Below are 22,681 nucleotides of genomic sequence, written 5' to 3'. Positions count from 1 at the left end.
GGCTCAGTTCGCCAGCTGGCTGCGCACGTGGCCGACCACGTCGGCCACGCTGACGGCGGTGGCCTGCGCGTCGCGCCGGCCCTGGTACTCGACCTTGCCTTCCTTCAGGCCGCGGTCGCCCACCACCACGCGGTGCGGCACCCCGATCAGCTCCCAGTCGGCAAACATCACGCCCGGGCGCTCGCCGCGGTCGTCCAGGATGACGTCCACGCCGGCGGCCAGCAGCTCGGCATGGATGCGGTCGGCCTCGGCCTTGACGGCTTCGGAGCGGTCGTAGCCCACCGGGCAGATCACCACCGCGAACGGCGCGATCGCGGCCGGCCAGATGATGCCGCGCTCATCGAAGTTCTGCTCGATCGCCGCGCCCAGGATACGGGTGACGCCGATGCCGTAGCAGCCCATCTGCATCGGCTGGGTCTTGCCGTTCTCGTCCAGGAAGGTGGCATTCATCGATTCCGAGTAACGCGTGCCCAGCATGAACACGTGGCCCACCTCGATGCCGCGGCAGATTTCCAGCGTGCCCTGGCCGTCCGGCGAGGCGTCGCCGGCGACCACGTTGCGCAGGTCGGCCACGACCGGCTCGGGCAGGTCGCGGCCCCAGTTGACGCCGGTGTAGTGGTAGTCGCGGTAGTTGGCGCCGCAGACGAAATCGCTCATGTTGGCGACGGTGCGGTCGGCCACCACCTTGACCGGCTTCTTCGCGCCGATCGGGCCCAGGTAGCCCGGCGGCGAGCCGAAGGCATCGACGATCTCGTTCTCGGTGGCGAAGCGAAAGTCGGCCAGGCCCGGCACCTTGGACGCCTTGACCTCGTTCAGCTCATGGTCGCCGCGGATCAGCAGCAGCCAGATCTCGGCGCCGGCCTCGGTGTCCTTGGCCAGCACGATCGACTTGACGGTACGCTGCAGCGGGATGCCCAGGAACTCGGCCACGTGCTCGCACTTGGCCTTTTCCGGGGTGGCGGTCTTGACCAGGTCTTCGGCCGGCGCGGCGCGGCTGGCCAGCAGGGGCAGCGCCTCGGCGGCCTCCATGTTGGCGGCGTAGTCCGAGGTCGGGCAGTAGACGATGGCGTCTTCGCCGGTGTCGGCGATCACATGGAACTCATGCGAGCCCGAGCCGCCGATGGCGCCGTTGTCGGCCGCCACGGCGCGGAATTCCAGGCCAAAGCGGCGGAAGATGCGCACGTAGGCGTCGTACATGTTCTCGTAGGACTTGCGCAGGCCGTCCGTGTCGCGGTCGAAGGAATAGGCATCCTTCATGGTGAACTCGCGCCCGCGCATGATGCCGAAGCGCGGCCGGCGCTCGTCGCGGAACTTGGTCTGGATCTGGTAGAAATTGACCGGCAGCTGCTTGTAGCTGCGGATTTCCGAGCGGGCGATGTCGGTCACTACCTCTTCCGAGGTCGGCTGGACCGCGAAGTCGCGCTCATGGCGGTCCTTCAGGCGCAGCAGCTCGGGGCCCATCTTGTCCCAGCGGCCGGTTTCCTGCCACAGCTCGGCCGGCTGGATCACCGGCATGGACAGCTCCACCGCGCCGGCGCGGTTCATTTCCTCGCGCACGATGTTCTCCACCTTGCGGATCACGCGCAGCCCGATCGGCATGTAGTTGTAGATGCCGGCGCCCAGCTTCTTGATCATGCCGGCGCGCATCATCAGCTTGTGCGAAACGATTTCCGCGTCGGCGGGCGCTTCCTTGAGGGTGGAAATGAAGAATTGCGAGGCTTTCATCCGTAATTTCTCTCTGGGCCGCCGGGCTCGGGAAAACCCGTCCCGGCAAAATCCGGGGGCCGGCGGCACTGAATTGTGGGCACGCGCCTGAAACTGCCCTTCCGCTCGGGGAAAACCAGCATCCCCCGGTCCGGGCCCGGCTGCGCGCTTCCTTTATAATCAGCGTAATTCTAAAGGATTCGAGGTGCAGTCATGCTCGATCGTGAAGGCTTTCGCCCGAACGTCGGCATCATCCTCCTCAACGCACGAAACGAGGTTTTCTGGGGCAAGCGAATCGGCGAACACTCCTGGCAGTTCCCGCAAGGTGGCATCAAGTACGGCGAAACGCCTGAACAGGCCATGTACCGCGAACTGCATGAGGAAATCGGCCTGCTTCCGGAGCACGTCAGGATCGTCGGTCGCACGCGCGACTGGCTGCGTTACGAGGTGCCGGACAAGTTCATCCGCCGCGAGATCCGCGGCCACTACAAGGGCCAGAAACAAATCTGGTTCCTGCTGCGCATGGCCGGCAGGGACTGTGATATCCATCTGCGTGCCACCGAGCACCCTGAATTCGACGCCTGGCGTTGGAGTCATTACTGGGTGCCGCTGGAGGCGGTGATCGAGTTCAAGCGCGATGTCTACCAGCTGGCGCTGACGGAGTTGTCACGCTTCCTGAACCGGCACGCGCGTGTGCCGCTGAGTCCCTATGGCACACACGGCACGCACGGCCCCCACGGCATGCATGGCCGGCATGGCGGGCCGCGCAGCCAGGCGCTCAGCCGCGCCCAGCAGGCGCAGCAGGCCGACGCCGACTGCAATGCCGAGGCCGCGCATGCGACCGAGCACGATTCACCGGCAACGCCGGTTTCCACCTCACGGAGCACTGATGACTAGTTTCACCGGCCTGGGCCGCCGCCGCGGCCTGACCGCTGCCGGCATGCTGATTGCCGCGGCCAGCCTTGCGCTGGCCGGCTGCAAGACCACCGGCAAGGAGATGGCGGAGGAAGAAAGCACCTGGCTCAACCCGTTCGCGCCCAAGACCTTTGATGAGGCCAAGGCGATGCTGCCGGCACCGCCTCAGGACGCCAACCTGATCCCGTTCTCGGTGTCGGGCACCGGCTCGCTGTCATTCGCGGTGGACGGCAAGTCGGTCTCGGTCGGCAAGGACAACGTGGTGCGCTACACGGTCGTCACCACCAGCCAGAGCGGCGCGCGCAACGTGACCTTCGAAGGCCTGCGCTGCGATGCGTTCGAGCGCAAGCTCTACGCCACGCTGCCCAAGGGCGCCACCGAGTGGGTGCCCAACAGCAGCGACTACGGCGAGACCTGGCACCGCATGGAGACTGGCGTGCGCAATGCCTATGCCGCCACGCTGGCGATCGATTTCTTCTGCGAGGGCCGTACCGTGGCCGGCACCGCCGACGCCATGGTGCGCGACCTGCAATCGCGAGCGCCGCGCAAGCGCTGAAGCACGCAGCGTCGACATAAAAAAACGGCGGGACTGCCTGGCAGCCCCGCCGTTTTTGTTTGCGCCCGGCCTGTACGCCCGTCAGACCAGCACCAGGTTGTCGCGATGGATCAGTTCGGGCTCGTTCAGGTGCCCCAGCACGGACTCGATCTCGGATGAGGGCTTGCGCGCGATCAGCCGCGCCTCGGCGCTGGAATAGTTGGTGATGCCGCGCGCCACCTCCTTGCCCTGCGCGTCGACGCACGCGATCACCTCGCCGCGGGCGAACTCGCCCTGCACTTCCGTCACGCCGATCGGCAACAGCGACTTGCCGCCGCTGGTGAGCTTCTCGACCGCGCCGTTGTCCATCACGACCCGGCCGCGCAGCTGCAGGTGGTCGGCCATCCATTGCTTGCGCGCCGTGAGCCGCCCGGTCGGCGCCAGCAGCTGGGTGCCGATGGCCTCGCCCGCGGCCAGGCGCTCCAGCACGTTGGCCTCGCGCCCGGAGGCGATGGTGGTATGGGCGCCGGACTTGGCTGCGCGCTTGGCCGCCAGGATCTTGGTCAGCATGCCGCCGCGCCCGATCGACGTGCCGGCGCCGCCGGCCATGGCTTCCAGCTCGGGGGTGCCGGCCAGGGCCTCGTCCACGAACTGCGCGGCCGGGTCCTTGCGCGGGTCGGCGGTGTACAGGCCGCGCTGGTCGGTCAGGATCACCAGCGCGTCGCCTTCGATCAGGTTGGTCACCAGCGCGCCCAGCGTGTCGTTGTCGCCGAACTTGATTTCGTCGGTGACCACGGTGTCGTTCTCGTTGATGATCGGCACCACGCCCAGGGACAGGAGCGTGAGCAGGGTCGAGCGGGCGTTGAGGTAGCGTTCGCGGTCGGCCAGGTCGGCGTGGGTCAGCAGCACCTGCGCGGTGCGGATGCCGTAGCGGCCGAACTGGCTTTCATAGACCTGCGCCAGGCCCATCTGGCCGACGGCGGCGGCGGCCTGCAGCTCATGGATTTCCTTCGGGCGGCGCACCCAGCCCAGGCGCTGCATGCCTTCGGCGATGGCGCCGGAGCTGACCAGCACCACTTCCTTGCCGGCCACGCGCAGCTTGGCGATCTGGGCCGCCCAGCGGGCGATGGCGTCGTGGTCCAGCCCCTTGCCGTCGTTGGTGACCAGGCTGGAGCCGACTTTGACGACGATGCGCTTTGCCTGCGCGATGACCGATTGCATGACGGGAATCCTGTCTCCCGGGCAGCCGGCGGCGGGCGCCGCGCCCGAATTGTCCGTGGGTATTCTTCTGTGGTGGGGCGCCAGCGGCGGCCCCGGCTTATGCCTCGCCCTGCCCCTGGTCGACGTTGTGCAGGCGCTCGTCCAGCCGGATGTCCGGCTCGGCCAGCGCCGCGGCTTCTTCGGCCTTGATCGCCTGCAGGTGGTCCTTGATCGCGTAGATCAGCTCGCGGCAGCCTTCGCCGGTCAGCGCCGAAATCTGGAACACCGGCCCCTTCCACTTGTAGCGCTTGATGAAATCCTTCACGCGGGCCGCGCGCTCGTCCTCGGGAACCACGTCGAGCTTGTTCAGCACCAGCCAGCGCGGCTTGTCGTACAGGGTTTCGTCGTACTTCTTCAGCTCGTTGACGATGGCCTTGGCCTCGGCCACCGGGTCGACTGCCTCGTCAAACGGCGCCAGGTCGACAATATGCAGCAGCAGGCCGGTGCGCTGCAGGTGGCGCAGGAACTGGTGACCCAGGCCCGCGCCTTCGGCGGCGCCTTCGATCAGGCCGGGAATGTCGGCGACCACGAACGATTGCTCGTGGTCCACGCGCACCACGCCCAGGTTCGGGTGCAGGGTAGTGAACGGATAGTCCGCCACCTTCGGGCGCGCGTTGGAGATATGCGAGATAAAGGTCGACTTGCCGGCGTTGGGCATGCCCAGCAGGCCGACGTCGGCCAGCACCTTGAGCTCGAGCTTGAGCATGCGGCGCTCGCCCGGCTTGCCGTCCACCTGCTGGCGCGGCGCGCGGTTGGTACTGGACTTGAAATGCAGGTTGCCCCAGCCGCCCATGCCGCCTTCGGCCAGGCACACGCGCTGGCCGTGCTCGGTCAGGTCGGCGATGACTTCGCCGGTGTCCATGTCGGTGATCAGCGTGCCCACCGGCATGCGCAGCGTGATGTCCTCACCCGCCGCGCCGTAGCAGTCGGAGCCGCGGCCGTTCTCGCCGTTGCGGGCAACGTGCTTCCTGGCGTAGCGGAAGTCGATCAGCGTATTGATATTGCGGTCCGCCACGGCGAACACGCTGCCGCCGCGGCCGCCGTCGCCACCATCCGGGCCGCCGAAGGGCACAAACTTCTCGCGCCGGAACGAGGCGCTGCCATTGCCGCCGTTGCCGGCGATGGCTTCGATTCGGGCTTCGTCTATGAACTTCATGATGATGGGTTTCCGTGATGGATCGGCGGATCAGCGGCTGGAAGCCTCCGACCGGGCTGGCGAACTGACATTGTCGCCAGAAAAGAAAAGGCCCCGCAAGCGTTGCGGGGCCTTCATCCTGCAAAGGCTGTTATCAGGCCGCCGGAACGACGCTGACTTGCTGCTTCTTGGCAGGGCCCTTGACGGCGAACTGCACGTGGCCGTCCACCAGGGCAAACAGCGTGTGGTCCTTGCCCACGCCGACGTTGTCGCCGGCATGCACGCGGGTACCGCGTTGGCGGATGATGATGCCGCCGGCGTTGATGGCCTGGCCACCAAACACCTTCACGCCCAGACGCTTCGATTCGGAATCACGGCCGTTCCGCGTGGAACCGCCGCCTTTTTTCTGTGCCATGTCTTACTCCTGTCGCTTTACCTGGTTACGCTCGATCGATCAGGCAACGATCGCTTCGATGCGCAGTTCGGTGTAATTCTGACGATGGCCCTGACGCTTCTGGTAGTGCTTGCGACGGCGCATCTTGAAGATCTTCACTTTGTCGTGACGACCTTGGGAGATAACGGTAGCCTTGACGGAAGCCCCGCTAACCAGCGGCGTACCAAACTTGATTTGGTCGCCGGCGCCCACTGCGAGCACCTGGTCGAGCGTGATTTCTGCGCCAATGTCTGCCGGTATCTGTTCTACTTTCAGTTTTTCGCCAGCAGCAACCTTGTATTGCTTGCCGCCGGTTTTTACGACCGCGTACATTGTCGAACCTCTCGGATGTGAATAAAACGCCGTATGCCGGCACTGGCGCACCCTGCGCGGCCGGTCAATTGCACGGCCTGGCGCCTGGGCGGGCTCAATGCGGCCCGGTTATCTCCCGCCGGTCAGAACCCGCAAAGCGAGCGCAGCTACCGGAGGAAACCGGGAATTATAAATGAGATCCGGGAAAAGGGCAAAGAAAACAGGCACATAGCCTGTGTGCGGCGGCATCGCCACAATGCAACCGCGCCCTGGCTCAGGTCAGGTCGGCGAGCAGGAATCCCGCCAGTGCCGCAAACGCCACCCAAAGGGCGGTGCGGCGCAGGTGGCGACGAGGCACGGGCTTGTTCATGGCTGCATTATAGTTGCGCGCCTTGCGAACACCCTGAGCGCATACCCTGAGCGCGAATCTTTAGAAGCGCGCCATACGTGGAACGCCACGCGCATCGCATATAATCGTCCGGTTTTGCGTAACGGTGATCATCTTGTCCCAGCCTTCCGCCACTGCCTTGCTTGCCCCGGTCGCTGCAGACATGCGCGCGGTCGATGCTGTTATCCGCCAGCGGCTGTCTTCTGAAGTCCCCCTGATCGAGCAGATCGGCGAATACATCATCGGTGCCGGCGGCAAGCGCCTGCGCCCGGTGATCCTGCTGCTGACAGCGCGCGCGATGGGCTACGACGGCAACCGCCACCATGAGCTGGCCGCCGTGGTGGAGTTCATCCACACCGCCACCCTGCTGCACGACGACGTGGTCGACGAGTCCGAGCTGCGGCGCGGGCGCGATACCGCCAATGCCGTGTTCGGCAACGCCGCCAGCGTGCTGGTGGGCGACTTCCTCTATTCGCGCGCGTTCCAGATGATGGTCGATGCCGGCAGCATGCGCATCATGGAGATCCTGTCCAACGCGACCAACGTGATCGCCGAGGGCGAGGTCCTGCAGCTGCTGAACATGCACGACCCCGACGTCACCGTCGAGCGCTACCTGCAGGTGATCCGCTACAAGACCGCCAAGCTGTTCGAGGCCGCCGCGCAACTCGGCGCCGTGCTGGCCGGCGCCGACGCCCGGATGGAAGAAGCCGCGGCTGAATACGGCCGCCGCATCGGCACCGCCTTCCAGCTGATCGACGACATGCTGGACTACACTGCCAGCGCCGAGCAGATGGGCAAGAACGCCGGCGACGACCTGCGCGAAGGCAAGCCCACCCTGCCCCTGCTGCACCTGCTGGAACACGGCACGCCCGAACAGCGCCAGTTGGCGCGCGACGCCATCGTGCGAGGTGGCACCGAGCATTTCGATGCCGTGTTTGCCGCGATCCACGCCAGTGGCGCGCTGGACGTCACCTTCGAAGCCGCGCGGCGCGAGGCTGAAGCCGCCGAACAGGCGGCACGGCAGTTCCCGCCGTCGGAACTGAAGGAAACCCTGATCCAGCTCTGCGCGTTCTCATTGCAACGGCAGTCCTGACGCAACCGCGGGGAAGGCAGCGGAAGCGGGCAGAACGGCGATTTTCCTCGCCCTCTTCCATTCCCCAAAAAACGCTGCTAAACTTACCTTCTTTGCTGCAGACGGTCAGACGTTTGCCAGCAAACCAAATCGGGGTGTAGCTTAGCCTGGTAGAGCGCTACGTTCGGGACGTAGAGGCCGGAGGTTCGAATCCTCTCACCCCGACCAGATTTAAAAGGCCGAATCAACGTCAGTTGGTTCGGCCTTTTGTCTTTCTGCCCCCCCCTCCCCGATCCTCCGGCAACTCATCCCTTGATCGCCTTGCGCTGACGCTTGAATGCCTCCAGGTCGGCCGCGGAAAACAGCTGGCTACGACCCACTACTGCATGGGGCGCGAGCTTGCCGTCGCGCACCAGCCGCCGGAAGGTGGCAATTGAAACTTCGAGGTATTCGGCCGCCTCCGCGGCGGTGAAATCTGCTTCCGCGAGGTGGCCAAAGACCTCCTCGTGCGAGAAGTCCTCGTCCTTGAAAGCCTGCTCGCCCACCAGCGTGAAAAACTTGATGCGCTCCTGCGCGGGCATCTTGCTGACGGCCTTCATCAGGTCTTCTGCGGTCATGATGGTCATCCCTTTCTCTCTTCATCCTCGATCGCCAGGTGCAGCGGCTTGTGCGCCTTCTTGATGAACTGCATGAAGGGCTTCCTGCAAATTGGCATCACGCAGTGTTATGCACGCACTTTTGATTCTATATCGGATCAAAAATGACGTGGCGTCTCCCGTTGGGAAAAGGCCAAGGCAAACATGGGCGGGGACAGGGACTCCTCTCAAAAGGGCACCTGTCCCGCGCGCAAGGAAGCTGCCTGAAACGCCGCTTCTTCCCCGCGCAAGTAGGGTTGCGCCCGTGTCGCGCAAACGCCAACACCGCGCCCGCGCCGGCTTTACAAAAAGTGACCCCGGCGGCAAACTGCCCCGATCCGGGGACGTGGGTCCGTCCGCCCCCGCCTGCGTGGCATCCGCCACCGCCTAACCGCACCGCACAGCGCACCTGCCATGACACTCGGTCTTGCCCTGGCCCAGAGCCGGCGTATCGCGCCCGCCCTGCTTGCTCAGCTGGAGCAGGCCGCGCGTGAAAAGCAGTCGCAGCTGATCGACGAGATCGTCGGCAGCGGCACCATGAGCGCGCACGACCTGGCGCTGTTTGCCGCGGACAAATACCAGCTGCCGCTGCTGGACCTGGCCCAGTACAACCTGAACAAGGTGCCGCCGGCACTGGCCGGCAACCGTGAATTCCACGCGCACCGGCTGCTGCCGCTGGGCCGGCGCGAGAACCGGCTGGTGCTGGCGATGTCCGACCCGTCCAACCAGGCCGGGCTGGATGCGATCAAGGAAAAGTACAAGCTGCCGGTCGAAGCGGTGGTGGTCGAGCACGACAAGCTGATGAAGCACGTGCGCTCCGCCGGCGAGGCCCTGGGCACGCTGAAGAACATCTCGCCGGTGCAGGCCGAGCGCAAGATGATCGAATACGATCCGGTGGCCGCGGCCGGCAACCAGCGCAACCGCACCACCGCCGACAATATCGACGACGCCCCGGTGGTGCGCTTCCTGCAGAAGCTGCTGACCGAGGCCTTCCATCGCGGCGCGTCCGACCTGCACTTCGAGCCGTTCGAGACTTTCTACCGCGTCCGCTTCCGCGTGGACGGGGTGCTGCAGGAGGTCGCGCGCCCACCGCTGGATATCCGCGACAAGATCGCCACCCGCATCAAGGTGCTGTCGCGCCTGGATATTTCTGAAAAGCGCGTGCCGCAGGACGGCCGCATGAAGCTGCTGATTGCCCTGCCCAAGGACAAGGACGCCAAGGAGACGGTCGAGCGGGCAGTGGATTTCCGCGTGTCGACGCTGCCGACGCTGTTCGGCGAGAAGATCGTGATGCGGATCCTGGAATCTTCGTCCGACAAACTCGACATCGACCAGCTCGGCTATGAGCCTGAGCAGAAGGCGCTGCTGCTGGACGTGATCAAGCGCCCCTATGGCATGGTGCTGGTGACCGGCCCCACCGGCAGCGGCAAGACGGTGTCGCTGTACACCTTCCTGAACCTGCTGAACCAGGGCGACATCAATATCTCCACCGCGGAAGACCCGGCCGAAATCCAGCTGCCCGGCATCAACCAGGTCAACGTCAACGACAAGGCGGGCCTGACCTTTGCCGCGGCCCTGCGTTCGTTCCTGCGGCAGGATCCGGACATCATCATGGTCGGCGAAATCCGCGACCTGGAAACCGCCGACATCTCGATCAAGGCCGCGCAGACCGGCCACCTGGTGTTGTCGACGCTGCACACCAACGATGCGCCGACCACGCTGACGCGGTTGATGAACATGGGCGTGGCGGCCTTCAATATTGCCTCGAGCGTACTGATGATCACCGCGCAGCGGCTGGCGCGGCGGCTGTGCACCTGCAAGCGCGAGGGCGAGATCCCGCGCGAGGCGCTGCTGGAGGCGGGCTTCCGCGAACAAGACCTGGACGGCAGCTGGCAGGCCTACCACCCGGTCGGCTGCGAGCGCTGCAACGGCACCGGCTACAAGGGCCGCTGCGGCATCTACCAGGTCATGCCGATCACCGAGGCCATGCAGGAGATCATCCTGACGCATGGAACGGCATTGCAGATCGCCGAGCAGGCGCGCAAGGACGGCGTGCTATCGTTGCGCGAAGCGGGGCTGCTGAAGGTGAGGCAGGGCGTCACGTCACTCGAAGAAGTGCTGGCGACTACGAATACTTAGGGAAGCAGGACAAACGTAAATACAAGACGCAGAACAAGCGTCATTTACATCGGGGGTCAATATCATGGCGACGCGTGCACCAGCGGCGAGCGCCCGGACGGCGGCACCGTCACGGGCGAAATCAGGGAAGGGGCGCAAGGCACCCACCCAGTATATCTTTGAGTGGGAAGGCAAGGACCGCAAGGGCAAGACCTTCACCGGCGAGCTGCGCGCCGAGAACCAGGCCGAGGTCACCGCCACGCTGCGCAAGCAGGGCCTGACCATCGTCAAGCTGAAGAAGCGCAAGGCCGCTCGCGGGCGCAAGATCACCGAGAAGGACATCGCCTACTTCACACGGCAGCTGTCGACCATGCTCAAGGCCGGCATTCCGCTGCTGCAATCGATCGACATCATCGCGCGTGGCCACGTGAACCCCAACTTCACCCAGCTGCTGTCCGACATCCGCTTCGACATCGAGGCCGGCAGCAGCATGGCCGCGGCATTCCGGCGCCATCCGAAGTACTTCGATACGCTGTACTGCAACCTGATCGATGCCGGCGAACAGGGCGGTATCCTGGATTCGCTGCTGGAGCGCCTGTCGCTCTACATGGAAAAGACCATCGCGCTGAAAGGCCAGATCAAGTCGGCGATGATCTACCCGATCGCGGTGCTGACGGTGGCCTTTGCCGTGACCGTGATCCTGATGCTGTTCGTGATCCCGGCGTTCAAGGGCGTGTTCTCCAGCTTCGGCGCCAACCTGCCGGCGCCGACGCTGCTGGTGATCGCCATCTCGGACTTCTTTGTCCAGTACTGGTACCTGGTGATCGGGGCGCCGGTGGCCGGCATCTCCTTCTACCTGCGCGCGCTGAAGAAATCGGAGAAGGTGCAGCGCGCCACCGACCGCACGCTGCTGAAGCTGCCGATCTTCGGCAGCCTGTTCCGCAAGGCCGTGATCGCGCGCTGGACCCGCACGCTGGCCACCATGTTCGCCGCCGGCACGCCGCTGGTGGAGTCAATGGAGTCCGTGGCCGGCGCGGCCGGCAACTGGGTCTACTACGACGCCACGCGCGAGATCGAGCAATCGGTGCGCATCGGCACCAGCCTGACCAACGCGATGCAGGCCACCCATGTGTTCGACAACATGGTGCTGCAGATGACGCAGATCGGTGAGGAGTCCGGCGCGCTGGACAACATGCTGCTGAAGGTGGCGGAGTTCTACGAGCGCGAGGTCGACGATGCCGTGGCCGCGATCTCCAGCCTGATCGAGCCGCTGATCATCGTGGTGCTGGGTGTGCTGATCGGCGGCATGGTGGTGGCGATGTACCTGCCGATCTTCAAGCTGGGACAGGTGGTGTAAGCGATGTTGTCTTCGTGGTCTGCTTCCCCCTACCCTTCGTCGGCCTCCACCGGCGGCGCGCCGCTGGTGGAGGCACTGGCGGCGTTGCCGCCCGCCTTCCTGGTGGCGGCCGCCGCGCTGCTCGGGCTGGTGGTCGGCAGTTTCCTCAATGTGATCATCCACCGGATGCCGCGCATGATGGAGCGCGACGAGGCCAACTATATCGCCGAGCTGCGCGGCGACCCGCTGCCCTACCCCGGCCGCTACAACCTGATGGTGCCGCGCTCGGCCTGCCCGCATTGCGGCCACGCGATTGCGCCGTGGGAGAACGTGCCGGTGCTGAGCTACCTGTTCCTGCGCGGGCGCTGCTCGGCGTGCCAGGCGCCGATCAGTGTGCGCTATCCGCTGGTCGAGCTGGCCTGTGGCGTGCTGAGCGCGCTGGCGGCGTGGCGCTTCGGCCCCGGCGGACAGGCCCTGGCCGCGCTGGTGCTGGTGTGGGCGCTGCTGGCGCTGACCATGATCGATGCCGATACGCAACTGCTGCCGGACCAGATCACCCTGCCGCTGTTGTGGCTGGGCCTGCTGCTGAACCTGGGCGGCGTGTTCGTGGCGCTGCCCGACGCCGTGATCGGCGCGGCTGCCGGCTACCTGGTGCTGTGGACGGCCTACTGGCTGTTCCGGCTGGTGCGCGGCAAGGAAGGCATGGGCTTTGGCGACTTCAAGCTGATGGCGGCGCTGGGCGCCTGGCTCGGCTGGCAGGCGCTGCCGGCGCTGGTGCTGCTGTCGTCGGTGGTCGGCGTGCTGTTCGGGCTGGCCAATATCGCGCTGCGCCGGCAGGAACGCGACACGCCCTTCCCGTTCGGGCCCTTCATCGCGCTCGCCGGCGTGGTGGTGCTGCTGTTCGGCCCCGGCGTGCTGCCGCTGTTTGCATGGCCATGACGGTGTCCGACGATCTCCGCTGAAGCTGGTATCGTTGCGGCAACATCGTCAACAGAGCCTCACATGCTGGAAATCGGACTGACCGGCGGCATCGGCAGCGGCAAGACCCGCGTGGCCGACATGTTTGCCGCGCGCGGTGCCGCGATCATCGACACCGACCTGCTCGCGCACGAGATCACCGCCCCGGGCGGGCGCGCCATCCCGGCGCTGGTCGAGGCCTTCGGCCCGGCCTGCCTGCGTCCCGACGGCGCCATGGACCGCGACGCGATGCGCGCACTGGTGTTTGCCGACCCCGCAGCCAAGGCGCGGCTTGAAGCGATCACCCACCCGCTGATCCGTGCACTGACCACCGAGCGCGCCCACGCGATCCGCGATGCCGGCGACCATCCCTACCTGATCTACGTGGTGCCGCTGCTGGTGGAATCGGGCTCATGGCGCGAGCGCGTGGGCCGCGTGCTGGTGGTGGACTGCACCGAGGCCACCCAGGTAGCGCGCGTGATGTCGCGCAACGGCTTCAGCCGCGAGCAGGTGCAGGCCATCATGGCCAGACAGGCCACCCGCGCCGAGCGCCTGGCATGTGCCGACGACGTCATCGACAACGACGGTCCGGTGGAGGCGCTGGTGGACCAGGTCGACCGGCTCGACCGCTACTATCGTGAACTGTCGGCGGCGGCCAGGGTCCATCCATAACGCGCAACCCGGCGCGCCAGCGCATGGCATCATGCACGCGACATTGTCCTCGGCCCGTGTCTCGCATAGAATGCGCTGGAATATGCGGGGAAATCACCGCATACTGGCGGCAACCGCCCGCCATATATCGCCCCTTCCGGCATTTCCCGGGCCTCATTCTGCACCGGGCCGCTCCTGAAAGCGCCCGACGCCCTGCACGGACATTGCACTTGATTCTGTACGAATACCCTTTCAACGAACGCATCAGGACACTCCTGCGCCTGGAGGACCTGTTCGATCGGCTGGAATACTTTCTCGGCCAGGATCATGCCCACCAGCACCATGTCGCGCTGACCACGCTGTTCGAGATCATCGACGTCGCCGGCCGCGCCGACCTCAAGACCGACCTGATCAAGGAACTGGAACGCCAGCGCCAGGCACTGGCGCCGCTGCGCGCCAGCCCGCAGATCGACCAGGAGGCGCTGGACGCCGTCATCGGCGAGATCGAGCAAGGCATCGCCATGCTCAACCAGACCGTGGGCAAGGCCGGCCAGCTGCTGGCCGACAACGAGTGGCTGACCAGCATCCGCAGCCGCGCGATCATCCCCGGCGGCACCTGCGAGTTCGACCTGCCGGCCTACTATGCCTGGCAGCACCGCCCCGCCGAAGACCGCCGCGCCGATATCCTGAAGTGGGTACGTCCGCTGCTGTCGCTGCGCGTGGGCACCACCATCGTGCTGCGCCTGCTGCGCGAAGCCGGCCAGAGCGGCAAGGTGATCGCCACCGGCGGCAGCTACCAGCAAATGCTGTCCGGACGCAGCTACCAGCTGATGCAGGTCTACCTGGATGACTCGCTGCTGGCCTTCATCCCCGAGATGAGCGCCAACAAGTACATGCTGTGGGTGCGCTTCACGCAGCAGGACGGCGACCTGCGCCCACGCTCGGTCGATGCGGATATCCCGTTCCTGCTGAAACTCTGCAATTTCTGAAGCCTGCGCTGAACGCTATGCCTGCTGTCGTCAAATGCCCCACCTGCGGCACCGAGGTGGCCTGGGTGCCCGACAACAAATTCCGCCCCTTCTGTTCCGAGCGCTGCAAGCAGATCGATCTCGGCGCCTGGGCGTCCGAGAAATACGTGATCGGCGGCAAGCCGGGCGAGACCTCCGCCGACCAGACTGAAGACGAGGACGACTGAAGCGCCCTCGCCTTCAGCGTCCCTCGCGGTTCAGTGCGCCGCCGCCAGCACGCGGCGGTAGAAGCCCACGCATACCAGCGCGAACACCGCCAGGCCCAGCCACTGCGCGGTCGCTTCAAACCCGGGCCCGGCCAGCGCCAGTGGCGCATCCCTGCCCGACAGGCCGATTACCGCGGCCAGCATCACGCCGACCAGGCTTTCCCCCACGATCAGGCCCGAGGCCAGCAGCGTGCCGCGCCGCTCGGCATGTTCCAGCGCCAGCTTGACGTCGTCGCCGCGCGCGCTGGCGCGGCGGCGCTCGCTGCGCAGCAGGAGCCACGACAGCACCGCGCCCACCACCAGCGCCGAGCTGATGGTCGGCGGCAGGTAGATGCCGATGCCCACCGCCAGCACCGGCAGCCGCGCCGCGCCGCGGCGGCGGCGCAGCACCTCGTCGATGGCGATCAGCACCACGCCCAGCCCGATGCCGATCAGGATCATGGTCCAGTTGAGCTGGCGGGTGAAGATGCCGGTGGCGATCGCGGTCATCAGCGTCGCCTGCGGCGCGGCCAGCGCCTGGTTGGGGTCCATGTCCGCACGCGGCAGCGCGCCGGCGAAGCCATAGGCGCTGTAGAGCAGGTCCAGCACCGGCGGAATCACCGCCGCGCCTACCGCGCAGCCGATCAGCAGCGCCACCTGCTGGCGCCACGGCGTGGCACCGACCAGCCAGCCGGTCTTCAGGTCCTGCAGGTTGTCGTTGGCGATCGAGGCGACCGCCACCACCGCCGAGGTGGTGAAGATCGCCAGCGCAATCGCGAAGTTTCTGCCCTCGGGCGTGGCCAGCAGCCCGTCGGCCTTGCCCGCCAGCAGGATCAGCAGCGACACCAGGATCACCGCGATGATGCCGATGCCCGAGATCGGGCTGGCCGACGAGCCCACCAGCCCGGCCATGTAGCCGCACGCCGCCGCCACCAGGAAGCCGAAGATATAGGCGAACACCACCGCGTAGATCACCAGGCGCCAGCGTGCGCCGCCATCGAGTGGCGCCGGCGCGAGGAACCAGGCGAATACCGTCACCAGCACCGCCAGCAGCCCCAGCATCACCAGCCCGATCCATCTGGCCGGCATGTCCTGCTGCGTGCGCGGCATCTTGCCCTGCCCCGCCGGCCCGCCCTGCAGCGCGCCGAACGAGGCGCGGATGCCGTACAGCATCGGCCCGGCCAGCGACAGCAGCGTCCAGATCGCGGCAATGCCGATGGTGCCGGCACCGATGAAGCGCGCCTGCTGGCTCCACACCATGGCGCCGAAAGCCGACAGCGTGGCGCCGTCCGGGCGCGGCGTGATGGCCGTCAGCCACGGCACGGCGACGCCCCAGGTCAGCACCAGCCCGAGCAGCATGGCCAGCCCGCCGACGATTCCGACCAGGTAGCCCGCGCCCACCAGCGCCAGCGAGAACCCCATCGACAGCCGCACCACCGAGGCCCCGGCCGACAGCCAGAAGTTGGCGCCCTCGGCCAGCAGGCGCAGCCCGCCGGCGGCAAAGCTGAACAGCCCCGCCACCAGGCCGCCGGCCATCAGGTCGGCCAGGCCGGTCGCCTGGGGCTTCTGCCCCGGCGCGGCCTGGTCTGGCGCGGCGCTGCCCACGCGCAGGATTTCCGCCGCGGCCACGCCCTCCGGGTAGGGCAGCTCGCTCTGCACCACCATCGCGTGGCGCAGCGGGATGCTGAACAGCACGCCCAGCATGCCGCCGGCCGCGCAGATCGCCAGCGTCTGCCAGAACGGGAAGCCCTGCCAGTGGCCCAGCATGACCAGGCCCGGCAGGATAAAGATGATCGACGACAGGGTGCCCGCGGCCGAGGCCTGCGTCTGCACCATGTTGTTTTCCAGGATGTTGGCGCCGGGGAAGAGCCGCAGCACGGCCATCGAGATCACGGCCGCCGGGATCGCCGACGAGAAGGTCAGGCCGACCTTCAGGCCCAGGTAGATGTTGGAGGCGGTGAACACGACCGTGATCAGCGCACCGAGGATGATGCCGCGCAGGGTCAGTTCAGGCAGGGAAACGTCGTCGGCGATACGATCGACACGTAGCATGCAGGTTCCTTTCCTGTGGATCAGGGCCTGGTCAGGCCCTGGCGGCGCGCAAGCGGGCGCCGCGGCCGCTTGCCCGACAGCGGGAAGGCAGGGTCAGCCGTTGCCCGATTCCTCGGCCAGCCACTCCACCACGGGAATGGTGGCCGGCAGCAGCGGCCCCACCGTCACCGGCGTGCGCTGCCACGAGAAGGCCTGGCCTTCGCGGCCGACGGGGTCGCCCCGCCAGTCGGTGACCTTGCAGAAATACAGCCGCACATAGGCGTGCGGATAGTCATGTTCCAGAATGTGCCAACGCTCGCATTGCGTTACATCAAGGCCCAGCTCTTCATGGAGTTCTCTGGCCAGTGCTGCCTCCACCGACTCACCGGGCTCCAGCTTGCCGCCGGGGAATTCCCAATAGCCCTCGTAGGGCTTGCCGGCCGGGCGCTGCGCCAGCAGGAAGCGTCCGTCGGGCTGCACCAGCACGCCGACCGCCACCTCGGTCACCTTGCGCGGCGGGTTGGCGCCGGTCTGCGCGGGGTTCTGCGTGGCCGCGCTCATGCCTTGGCGTCTCCGGCGACATCGGCAATATAGGGCTTGCCATGCTTGCCGCCCCAATCGCGCGCAAACTGCCAGGCCACGCGGCCCGAGCGCGAGCCGCGCTCCAGCGCCCACACCAGCGCGTCACCGCGCGCCGCGGCGACGTCCTCGTCGGTGCAGCCAAAGTGCCTGAGCCAGTGGCCGACAATGGCCAGATATTCGTCCTGCTTGGGCGGGTAGAACGACAGCCACAGCCCGAAGCGCTCGGACAGCGAGATCTTCTCTTCCACCACTTCGCCGGGATGGATCTCGCCATCGTCGGTGTGGCGGTAGGTCTCGTTGTCCTTCATGTACTCCGGCAGCAGGTGCCGGCGGTTGGAGGTGGCGTAGATCAGCACGTTGTCCGACTGCGCCGCCACCGAGCCGTCCAGCGCCGACTTGAGCGACTTGTAGCCCGACTCGCCCTCTTCGAACGACAGGTCGTCGCAGAAGATCACGAAGCGCTCGGGGCGCTGCGCAACCAGCTCGACGATATCGCCGAGGTCGCCCAGGTCATCCTTGTCCACCTCAACCAGCCGCAGCCCGTCCCTGACGAAGGCATTGAGGCAGGCCTTGATCAGCGACGACTTGCCGGTGCCGCGCGCGCCGGTCAGCAGCACATTGTTGGCCGGCAGCTTGCTCACGAACTGGCGCGTGTTGGCGACGATGGCATCCTTCTGGCGCTCGATGTTCTTCAGGTCGTCCAGGTGGATCGGCGGCAGCTGGCGCACCGGCTGCAGGTAGCCGATATTGCCGAACAGGCTCTGCCGCTTGCGCCAGCGGAACGCCACGGCCTCCTGCCAGTCGGCGTCGCTCAGTTGCGGCGGCAGCCATTGTTCGAGTCGGGCAAGGAAGTTGTCGAGGCGGGCGGCGAGGTCAGACATGGCAGGGGCACGCTAGGGGCGCGGTATCGGCTGGCAGGGGAATCGATGCCCTTCCCGCATGCACGGGAAGGACGGAAAGCTCAGGAGCGGTAGTCGGCGTTGATCGACACGTAGTCGTGCGACAGGTCGCAGGTCCAGACCGTCGCTTCGGCCTTGCCGCGGCCGAGCGCGATGCGCACGGTGATCTCGGCCTGCTTCATCACGCGCTGGCCGTCTTCCTCGCGGTAGTCGGGGTTGCGGCCGCCGTCGCGGGCCACCCAGACATCGTCCAGCCACAGGTTGACGCGGCCGACGTCGAGGTCATCGACGCCGGCGTAGCCGACCGCGGCCAGGATGCGGCCCAGGTTGGGGTCCGACGCATAGAACGCGGTCTTGACCAGCGGCGAGTGCGCCACCGCATAGGCGATCTGGCGGCACTCGGCCACGTCCTTGCCGCCTTCGACGCGGATGGTCATCAGCTTGGTGGCGCCTTCGCCGTCGCGCACGATCATCTGCGCCAGTTCCTGCGCCAGCGCGGTCACCGCGTCGCGCAGCGCCTCGAAGGCCGGGCCTTCGGCGCGCTCGACCACGGCGCCGGACTTGCCCGTGGCGATCAGCACGAACGAGTCGTTGGTCGAGGTATCGCCGTCGATGGTGATGCTGTTGAACGAATGGTCGGCGGCGTAGGAGACCAGCGCCTGCAGCACCGGCTGGGCCACGGCGGCGTCCATGGCGATAAAGCCGAGCATGGTCGCCATGTTCGGGCGGATCATGCCGGCGCCCTTGCTGATGCCCGACAGCGTCACGGTCTTGCCGTCGATCTGCACCGTGCGCGACGCGGCCTTGGGCTGCGTGTCGGTGGTCATGATGGCTTCGGCGGCGGCCAGCCAGTTGTCCGGCTTCGCGTTGGCGATGGCGGCGGGCAGGCCGGCCACCAGGCGGTCGACCGGCAGCGGCTCCAGGATCACGCCGGTCGAGAACGGCAGCACCTGCTCGGCGGCGATGCCCAGTTGCGCTGCCAGCGCGTCGCAGCTGGCGCGGGCACTGGCCAGGCCCGGTTCGCCGGTGCCGGCGTTGGCATTGCCGGTGTTGACCACCAGCGCGCGGATGCCCTTGCCAGCGGCCAGGTGCTCGCGGCAGACCTGCACCGGCGCCGCGCAGAAGCGGTTGCTGGTGAAGACGCCGGCCACGGTGCTGCCTTCGGCCACGCGCACCACCAGCACGTCCTTGCGGTTGGCCTTGCGGATGCCCGCCTCGGCCCAGCCCAGCTCCACGCCGGCGACGGATTTCAGGTTCTCTGCCTGGGGCAGCGGAAGATTGACGGGCATGTGGACTCCTCGTTCCTGCTTGCGTTATCTGCTTGCGGCTTCTGCTCGCAACTTGCTTGTCATCAGACGAACATGCCCGCGGAGGGCGGGCATGTCGTTTCCTTGCGCGTCACTCCCCAGACAGCGGGAACGACGTCATGCCGGGTACCCGGCCGGGCTCAGTTCAGCTGAGCCTGCCGTGGCACTGCTTGAACTTCTTGCCCGAGCCGCACGGGCACGGATCGTTGCGGCCGACCTTGGGCATGCCCGCCAGCGCCAGCTCGGCGGCGGCCATGGCCGCACCGGTGCGCGGCGACGGCGCTTCCTCGACCGGCTCGCGCCCTTCGGCGAACTCGTCGTGCTTGTACTGGATGTTCTCCAGGTGCGACAGGCCTTCCTCGATCTCTTCCGAAGCCTGCTCCAGCTCTTCCGGCGACTGGATCTGCACGTTGAAGGTCACGCGCGTGACTTCGTTCTTGATCAGGTCCAGCAGGCGCGCGAACAGCTCGAACGACTCGCGCTTGTATTCCTGCTTGGGATCCTTCTGCGCATAGCCGCGCAGGTGGATGCCCTGGCGCAGGTGGTCCAGCGCGGCCAGGTGCTCGCGCCAGTGCGTGTCGATGCTCTGCAGCATGACCGAGCGCTCGAAGCCGGCGAACGACTCGCGGCCGACCATCGCGACCTTGCCATCGTAGCGCTCCGCGGCCGCCTTCATGATCAGGTTGAGCAGCTCTTCGTCCTCGATGCTCTGCGCGCCCTCGATGGTCTGCGCCAGCGGCACTTCCAGGCCCCAGTCCTCGCGCAGGCGCGTTTCCAGGCCGGAGATGTTCCACTGCTCTTCCATGGTGTCGGCCGGCACGTGGTCGCGGAACAGCTCAACCAGCACGCTCTCGCGCAGGTTGGTCACCATGTCGCCGACATCCTGGGCTTCCAGCACGTCGTTGCGCAGCTTGTAGATTTCCTTGCGCTGGTCGTTGGCGACGTCGTCGTACTGCAGCAGCTGCTTGCGGATGTCGAAGTTGCGGCCTTCGACCTTGCGCTGCGCCGATTCGATCGAGCGCGTGACGATGCCGGCTTCGATCGGCTCGCCCTCGGGCATCTTCAGGCGTTCCATGATGGCGCGCACGCGGTCGCCGGCGAAGATGCGCAGCAGCTGGTCGTCCAGCGACAGGTAGAAGCGCGACGAACCCGGGTCGCCCTGGCGGCCGGCACGGCCGCGCAGCTGGTTGTCGATACGGCGCGACTCATGGCGCTCGGTGCCGACGATATGCAGGCCGCCGGCGGCCTTGACCTGCTCGTGCAGCGAATGCCACTCATCCTCGAGCTGCTTGATGCGTGCGGCCTTCTCGGCGTCGGACAGGTTCGGGTCCGCCTCGATAAAGCCGGATTGCTTCTCCACATTGCCGCCCAGCACGATGTCGGTACCGCGGCCGGCCATGTTGGTGGCAATGGTGATCATCTTGGGGCGGCCGGCCTGGGCCACGATCTCGGCTTCGCGCGCGTGCTGCTTGGCGTTGAGCACCTGGTGCGGCAGTTGCTCGCGATCGAGCAGGCCCGACAGGTATTCCGAGGTCTCGATCGAGGTGGTGCCCACCAGCACCGGCTGGCCACGCTCGTAGCAGTCGCGGATATCGCGCACCACGGCGTCGTAACGCTCCTTGCCGGTCTTGTAGATCTGGTCCTGCTGGTCCTTGCGCTGGGCCGGGCGGTTGGTCGGGATCACCACCACTTCCAGGCCGTAGATCTCCTGGAACTCATACGCTTCGGTGTCAGCCGTGCCGGTCATGCCGGCCAGCTTGTTGTACATGCGGAAGTAGTTCTGGAAGGTGATCGTCGCCAGCGTCTGGTTCTCTTGCTGGACGGTGACGCCTTCCTTGGCCTCAACGGCCTGGTGCAGGCCGTCGGACCAGCGGCGGCCGGTCATCAGGCGGCCGGTGAACTCGTCGACGATCACGACTTCGTCGTTCTGCACCACGTAGTGCTGGTCGCGATGGAACAGGCTGTGCGCGCGCAGGGCGGCGTACAGGTGGTGCATCAGCGTGATGTTCTGCGGCGCGTAGAGCGACTCGCCCTCGCCGATCAGGCCTTGCTGCGACAGGATCTCTTCGGCCTTCTCGTGGCCGGCTTCGGTCAGGTAGACCTGGTGGCCCTTCTCGTCGACGTAGTAGTCGCCCGGCTTCTCGACGCCGGTGCCGTCGGCCTTCTCTTCACCGATCTGGCGCTCGAGCAGCTTGGGGATGCCGTTCATGCGCTGGTACAGGTCGGTCTGGTTCTCGGCCTGGCCGGAGATGATCAGCGGGGTGCGGGCCTCGTCGATCAGGATCGAGTCCACTTCATCGACGATGGCGTAGTTGAGCGGGCGCTGCACGCGTTGCGACGGGTCGTAGACCATGTTGTCGCGCAGGTAGTCGAAGCCGAACTCGTTGTTGGTGCCGTAGGTGATGTCCGAGTTGTACGCCGCCTGCTTGGCGTCGTGCGGCATCTGCGACAGGTTCACGCCCACCGACAGGCCCAGGAAGTTGTACAGCCGGCCCATCCACTCGGCATCGCGCTGCGCCAGGTAGTCGTTGACGGTCACCACGTGCACGCCCTGGCCGGTGATGGCATTCAGGTACACGGCCAGCGTCGCGGTCAGCGTCTTGCCTTCGCCGGTGCGCATTTCGGCGATCTTGTTGTCGTTCAGCACCATGCCGCCGATCAGCTGCACGTCGAAGTGGCGCATCTTCATGACACGCTTGCTGGCCTCGCGGCAGACGGCGAAGGCCTCGGGCAGCAGCGCCTCGAGCGATTCGCCGCCGGCGTGGCGCTGCCGGAAGGTCTCCGTCATGCCGCGCAGTTCGTCGTCCGAGAGCTGCTCGAACTTCGGCTCCAGCGCATTGATCTGCGCCACCGTGCGGCGGTATTGTTTGATCAGCCGCTCATTGCGGCTGCCGAAGACTTTCTTGAGAAGGCCGGTGATCATCGATTGCTTTCACCTGCGCGGAACCGGGCGGCACCCCAGGGATGCGGGCTGCTCCGGCGGCCGGGCGAGGAATGGATAGATTGGCGCAAAACGCCGAGTTTATCATGTGCCGGGGTCACGGCCGGAACGCGCCTGGCCCCGTCCCGCAAGGGCAGGCAAGCCTGCCGGATGTCGGCCACGCGTGTGGTCCGCAGATTGCCCGCGTGATTGCCCGTGCGCCCATTGGCCACAGTTTGGGGCGGCCGCCGCAGCTTCAATCCACAGTCGGGCAAGGC

The 22,681-nt window shown here is 66.5% G+C and carries 20 protein-coding genes and 1 tRNA gene; 10 read left to right on the top strand and 11 right to left on the bottom strand.

What is annotated here, in order from left to right; genetic code table 11:
* Positions 1-3: 3 nt before the first annotated feature.
* On the bottom strand, positions 4-1,725 hold the full coding sequence (locus AC3WQZ_RS18980) for a proline--tRNA ligase (protein WP_011616078.1): 1,722 nt from the start codon (positions 1,723-1,725) through the stop codon (positions 4-6).
* 192 nt (positions 1,726-1,917) lie between these two features.
* On the opposite strand from AC3WQZ_RS18980, the gene AC3WQZ_RS18975 reads away from it, so the two are divergent.
* Together AC3WQZ_RS18975 and AC3WQZ_RS18970 are read left to right on the top strand one after the other, a co-directional pair.
* Positions 1,918-2,601, top strand: coding sequence for an RNA pyrophosphohydrolase (locus AC3WQZ_RS18975; RefSeq protein ID WP_010814743.1), 684 nt, complete (start codon positions 1,918-1,920; stop codon positions 2,599-2,601).
* Positions 2,594-3,175 (top strand): CNP1-like family protein, encoded by a 582-nt coding sequence (locus AC3WQZ_RS18970; protein ID WP_010814744.1) that lies wholly within the window; start codon positions 2,594-2,596, stop codon positions 3,173-3,175. The genes AC3WQZ_RS18975 and AC3WQZ_RS18970 overlap by 8 nt, the downstream gene beginning before the upstream one ends.
* Positions 3,176-3,256: 81 nt before the next feature.
* Here the strand turns inward: AC3WQZ_RS18970 and proB are convergent, their stop codons facing one another.
* The 4 genes from proB to rplU all read right to left on the bottom strand — a co-directional run bounded on the left by proB (position 3,257) and on the right by rplU (position 6,315).
* Positions 3,257-4,375, bottom strand: coding sequence for a glutamate 5-kinase (proB, locus tag AC3WQZ_RS18965; RefSeq protein ID WP_492301038.1), 1,119 nt, complete (start codon positions 4,373-4,375; stop codon positions 3,257-3,259).
* A gap of 97 nt (positions 4,376-4,472) precedes the next feature.
* On the bottom strand, positions 4,473-5,570 hold the full coding sequence (gene obgE / locus AC3WQZ_RS18960) for a GTPase ObgE (protein WP_010814746.1): 1,098 nt from the start codon (positions 5,568-5,570) through the stop codon (positions 4,473-4,475).
* Positions 5,571-5,703: 133 nt separating this feature from the next.
* Complete coding sequence (gene rpmA, locus AC3WQZ_RS18955; RefSeq protein WP_010814747.1) at positions 5,704-5,964, bottom strand: 50S ribosomal protein L27; 261 nt, start codon at positions 5,962-5,964, stop codon at positions 5,704-5,706.
* Between the two features lie 39 nt (positions 5,965-6,003).
* Entirely contained in the window at positions 6,004-6,315 is a 312-nt protein-coding gene (gene rplU / locus AC3WQZ_RS18950; protein WP_006576525.1) for a 50S ribosomal protein L21, read from the bottom strand.
* A gap of 530 nt (positions 6,316-6,845) precedes the next feature.
* Here rplU and ispB point away from each other — a divergent pair.
* The gene (gene ispB / locus AC3WQZ_RS18945; RefSeq protein ID WP_454749914.1) at positions 6,846-7,775 is read left to right on the top strand and encodes an octaprenyl diphosphate synthase; all 930 of its coding nucleotides are present in this window, start codon (positions 6,846-6,848) and stop codon (positions 7,773-7,775) included.
* Between the two features lie 130 nt (positions 7,776-7,905).
* A tRNA-Pro gene (locus AC3WQZ_RS18940) sits at positions 7,906-7,982 on the top strand.
* 77 nt (positions 7,983-8,059) lie between these two features.
* Here AC3WQZ_RS18940 and AC3WQZ_RS18935 read toward each other — a convergent pair.
* On the bottom strand, positions 8,060-8,380 hold the full coding sequence (locus AC3WQZ_RS18935) for a helix-turn-helix domain-containing protein (protein ID WP_492293918.1): 321 nt from the start codon (positions 8,378-8,380) through the stop codon (positions 8,060-8,062).
* A 423-nt stretch (positions 8,381-8,803) separates the two neighbouring features.
* On the opposite strand from AC3WQZ_RS18935, the gene pilB reads away from it, so the two are divergent.
* The 6 genes from pilB (at position 8,804) to AC3WQZ_RS18905 (ending at position 14,646) form a co-directional block, all read left to right on the top strand.
* Complete coding sequence (gene pilB / locus AC3WQZ_RS18930) at positions 8,804-10,528, top strand: type IV-A pilus assembly ATPase PilB (RefSeq protein ID WP_011616081.1); 1,725 nt, start codon at positions 8,804-8,806, stop codon at positions 10,526-10,528.
* A 64-nt stretch (positions 10,529-10,592) separates the two neighbouring features.
* On the top strand, positions 10,593-11,864 hold the full coding sequence (locus tag AC3WQZ_RS18925) for a type II secretion system F family protein (RefSeq protein WP_492301036.1): 1,272 nt from the start codon (positions 10,593-10,595) through the stop codon (positions 11,862-11,864).
* Between the two features lie 3 nt (positions 11,865-11,867).
* The gene (locus AC3WQZ_RS18920) at positions 11,868-12,782 is read left to right on the top strand and encodes a prepilin peptidase (protein WP_492301034.1); all 915 of its coding nucleotides are present in this window, start codon (positions 11,868-11,870) and stop codon (positions 12,780-12,782) included.
* A gap of 63 nt (positions 12,783-12,845) precedes the next feature.
* Entirely contained in the window at positions 12,846-13,472 is a 627-nt protein-coding gene (coaE, locus tag AC3WQZ_RS18915) for a dephospho-CoA kinase (RefSeq protein WP_010814753.1), read from the top strand.
* 209 nt (positions 13,473-13,681) lie between these two features.
* Positions 13,682-14,440: a cell division protein ZapD gene (gene zapD, locus AC3WQZ_RS18910; RefSeq protein ID WP_439668274.1), complete on the top strand. Its 759-nt coding sequence runs from the start codon at positions 13,682-13,684 to the stop codon at positions 14,438-14,440.
* 17 nt (positions 14,441-14,457) lie between these two features.
* The gene (locus tag AC3WQZ_RS18905; protein ID WP_010814755.1) at positions 14,458-14,646 is read left to right on the top strand and encodes a DNA gyrase inhibitor YacG; all 189 of its coding nucleotides are present in this window, start codon (positions 14,458-14,460) and stop codon (positions 14,644-14,646) included.
* A gap of 30 nt (positions 14,647-14,676) precedes the next feature.
* Here AC3WQZ_RS18905 and AC3WQZ_RS18900 read toward each other — a convergent pair whose 3' ends face one another.
* The 5 genes from AC3WQZ_RS18900 to secA form a co-directional block, all read right to left on the bottom strand.
* A complete protein-coding gene (locus tag AC3WQZ_RS18900; protein WP_492301033.1) occupies positions 14,677-16,716 on the bottom strand; it encodes an OPT family oligopeptide transporter in 2,040 nt (679 codons plus the stop codon).
* Positions 16,717-16,809: 93 nt separating this feature from the next.
* Positions 16,810-17,256: an NUDIX domain-containing protein gene (locus AC3WQZ_RS18895; protein WP_011616085.1), complete on the bottom strand. Its 447-nt coding sequence runs from the start codon at positions 17,254-17,256 to the stop codon at positions 16,810-16,812.
* A complete protein-coding gene (locus AC3WQZ_RS18890; protein WP_492301032.1) occupies positions 17,253-18,158 on the bottom strand; it encodes an ATP-binding protein in 906 nt (301 codons plus the stop codon). The genes AC3WQZ_RS18895 and AC3WQZ_RS18890 overlap by 4 nt, the downstream gene beginning before the upstream one ends.
* Before the next feature lie 80 nt (positions 18,159-18,238).
* Positions 18,239-19,465: a bifunctional glutamate N-acetyltransferase/amino-acid acetyltransferase ArgJ gene (gene argJ, locus AC3WQZ_RS18885; RefSeq protein WP_011616086.1), complete on the bottom strand. Its 1,227-nt coding sequence runs from the start codon at positions 19,463-19,465 to the stop codon at positions 18,239-18,241.
* Positions 19,466-19,628: 163 nt separating this feature from the next.
* Entirely contained in the window at positions 19,629-22,406 is a 2,778-nt protein-coding gene (gene secA / locus AC3WQZ_RS18880; RefSeq protein WP_010814760.1) for a preprotein translocase subunit SecA, read from the bottom strand.
* Positions 22,407-22,681: the final 275 nt, after the last annotated feature.

This window comes from Cupriavidus sp. FW305-26, from assembly GCF_058787975.1.
The sequence above is the reverse complement of the archived record's forward strand: the minus strand, read 5'-3'. Positions and strand labels throughout refer to the sequence as shown.